Raw genomic sequence first — 2773 nt, 5'->3', positions numbered from 1 at the left:
TCCGTGGCAGGAATCATCGCATCGTCTCCGAAACGCATGCCGGGGCTCGATCATGTCCCGAGACGTGGTGTAGCTGACGCGGTGCCATGGACGATCCTGGGCGTGGCCGGATCGTTCGTCAGGGCTCCATCACTGGCAGGCTGACGGCGGGATCATCGCTCATGCCGGCGATGGTTTCCAGGGTCATGTATCTCGCGCGCTGGACGGCCCATTCGTCGTTCTGCTCGAGCAGGATCGCGCCGACCAGACGGGTGATGGCGTCCTCGTTGGGGAAGATGCCGACGACCTCGGTCCTGCGCTTGATCTCGCCGTTGACGCGCTCGAGCGGGTTGGTCGAGTGCAGCTTGGCCCGGTGGCGCAGCGGGAAGTCCATGTAGGCGAGGACGTCGTGCTCGGCCTGGTCCATCAGGCCGGCGAGCTTTGGCGCCTTGGGCCTGAGCTGATCTGCGACGCGCCGCCATTGCTGATGAGCCGCCGCGGCGTCGTCCTGCGCGAAGGCGGTGGCCACGAAGGCGGAGACGACGCGCCGGCCGCTGCGCCCGGAATGGGCCAGCAGGTTGCGCATGAAGTGGACGCGGCAGCGCTGCCAGGTGGCGGTGAGCACCTTCGAGACGGCGGCCTTGATGCCCTCGTGGGCGTCCGAGATCACGAGCTTCACGCCCCGCAGGCCGCGCCGGGCGAGCTTCCTCAGGAAAGCCGTCCAGAACGTCTCGGCCTCGGAGGGGCCGACGTCCATGCCCAGCACCTCGCGCCGGCCGTCGGTGTTGACGCCCACCGCGACGATCACCGCCACCGAGACGATGCGGCCGTTCTGGCGCACCTTCACGTAGGTCGCGTCGATCCAGAGATAGGGCCAGTCGCCCTCGATCGGCCGGTCGAGGAAGGCCTTCACCCGCTCGTCGATCTCCCCGCAGAGCCGGCTCACCTGGCTCTTCGAGACGCCGCTCATACCCATGGCCTTGACGAGATCGTCCACCGAGCGCGTCGAGACGCCCTGGATGTACGCCTCCTGGATCACGGCGGTGAGCGCCTTCTCCGCCATCCGCCGCGGCTCCAGGAAGCCCGGAAAGTAGCTGCCCTTGCGCAGCTTGGGGATACGCAGCTCGACCGTGCCGGCGCGTGTCTCCCAGTCCCGGTCGCGATAGCCGTTGCGCTGCACGACCCGCTCGGCGCTCTTCTCCCCGTAGCCGGCGCCCGTCAGCGCGCCGACCTCGAGCTCCATCAGCCGCTCGGCCGCGAACCCGATCATCTCGCGCAGGATATCCGCGTCGGGGGTCTTCTCCACGAGCCCGCGCAGGGCCATCATCTCGTCGGTCATCGGTGGTCCTCGGTTCAGGTTGGTCTTCGCAACCCGACCCTACCGCAGACCGTCGATGACCACCCCGCAAAGCCGTCCGTCCGCTACGGCGCTATGGAGGGCGCGCGGCCGGACGGCTCCGCTCCCGTCGAGCTACACCATCACCGGGGACACGACCGCCGTCCGTGGCGCTCGGCGACCGTGGGGCAAAAGCCCCGGTGTGGGCTTTCGCCCCACGGCCTGCAGTTTACCGCATACCGTCAAACTACTAACTCTAGTCCTCGAAATGTGTAAACGTCCTACGAGCGACATCAGCCGCATCGTACTTCTGCCTCTTCTGATATGGCCCGAGTACCCCATCGAGAACGAAATTTCTGTAGTTCTTCGTATCACGCACATTAAACAAGTTTGGATTCCGTGCGAGTGCCATCGCAATCAGAGTTCTTTCCATCCAGAGAATATCTGGCTTCCTTGTGGAAACAGATTTACTTATACATCCTCTTGGCGTGACAAGAGGAAATAGAAGCATGTATGGTCGCCATCCGGGGTTCTGGGCGATGATATTCCTATAATGCTTCAGCTTGTGATCTGCAAATATCTCCTGCTTGAATCCATCCTTGCCGTGAGCCTTACCGACATACCAGGGCTTGTATTTTTCACCGCGTCGCATCACTAGGGAATAACACCCAAAAGCACACTTGAGCGAATTGACCGGAAGTTCATCGTAATCTTCCCATTCATTGAGAGTTTTCCAGAAATCCCGACGATTTTCCAGATCGACCTCGAATGGACCATACGACCAGAACAACATATGCGTCGCTCCCGCAATGTTTCTGCCACATTGCACTTTGGCGCAGGGGTACGGCCGCTGTCCACCCGGGGGGGGGTGCAGACACCCGCCCGCTCATATCACAGTTACCGTAAACGGTATAACGTGTGCTGTTGACAGCACACCGTTTGCCGTCTATCGCATGCAGGAAACAGTTAACCGCTTGCGGTAAGACTCACGGTCGAGGAGAATCCCGCCATGAAAGTGATCGCGCTCGTGACCCAGAAGGGCGGCACCGGCAAGAGCAGCCTCGCCGTCTCCCTTGCCGTCGCCGCCCAGGAACAGGGCTTGAAGCCTTACGTCCTTGACCTCGACCCACAGAGAACAGCCACCAGCTGGTTTGAACGGCGCGAAGCCAAGGGGCCGGAAGTGACGGCGCTCAATGCTGGGCAGGTTCCCGCCGCGCTCGACGCGCTCCGCCGGCAGAGCTGCGACATAGTCGTCATCGACACCCCCGGCGCGGACGCCCCCGGCACGTCGGCCGCCATGCAGGCGGCCGACCTGTGCCTCATTCCCGCGCGGCCGAGCATCGCCGATATCGAGGCGACGCGGCCGACCGTCCGGAGCCTGATGAAGCTGAACCGCGAGTATGCCTTCGTCCTGAACCAATGCCCTCCGGGGCGGACGATCCGCACCAACGACGCCTA

4 protein-coding genes are annotated in these 2773 nt (G+C 63.3%); 2 read left to right on the top strand and 2 right to left on the bottom strand.

Annotated features, from left to right (window positions below; genetic code table 11):
* Positions 1–118 precede the first annotated feature (118 nt).
* The gene (locus tag QJQ48_RS27065) at positions 119–1318 is read right to left on the bottom strand and encodes an IS256 family transposase (RefSeq protein WP_346294345.1); all 1200 of its coding nucleotides are present in this window, start codon (positions 1316–1318) and stop codon (positions 119–121) included.
* Between the two features lie 93 nt (positions 1319–1411).
* On the opposite strand from QJQ48_RS27065, the gene QJQ48_RS27060 reads away from it, so the two are divergent.
* Complete coding sequence (locus QJQ48_RS27060) at positions 1412–1591, top strand: hypothetical protein (RefSeq protein ID WP_346294344.1); 180 nt, start codon at positions 1412–1414, stop codon at positions 1589–1591.
* On the opposite strand, the gene QJQ48_RS27055 is transcribed toward QJQ48_RS27060, so the two are convergent.
* Positions 1572–2108 carry a hypothetical protein gene (locus QJQ48_RS27055; RefSeq protein ID WP_346294343.1) on the bottom strand — a complete coding sequence of 179 codons (537 nt, stop codon included), beginning with the start codon at positions 2106–2108 and terminating at the stop codon, positions 1572–1574. The two genes, QJQ48_RS27060 and QJQ48_RS27055, sit on opposite strands and share 20 nt — an antisense overlap.
* 216 nt (positions 2109–2324) lie before the next feature.
* Here QJQ48_RS27055 and QJQ48_RS27050 point away from each other — a divergent pair.
* A partial coding sequence (locus QJQ48_RS27050) for an AAA family ATPase (RefSeq protein WP_346294342.1) occupies positions 2325–2773 on the top strand: 449 nt, incomplete at its 3' end.

This window comes from Sphaerothrix gracilis Ecp01 (assembly GCF_030405905.1).
In the GTDB taxonomy this organism is placed as follows: domain Bacteria; phylum Cyanobacteriota; class Cyanobacteriia; order Phormidesmidales; family Phormidesmidaceae; genus Sphaerothrix; species Sphaerothrix gracilis.
The sequence above is the reverse complement of the archived record's forward strand: the minus strand, read 5'-3'. Positions and strand labels throughout refer to the sequence as shown.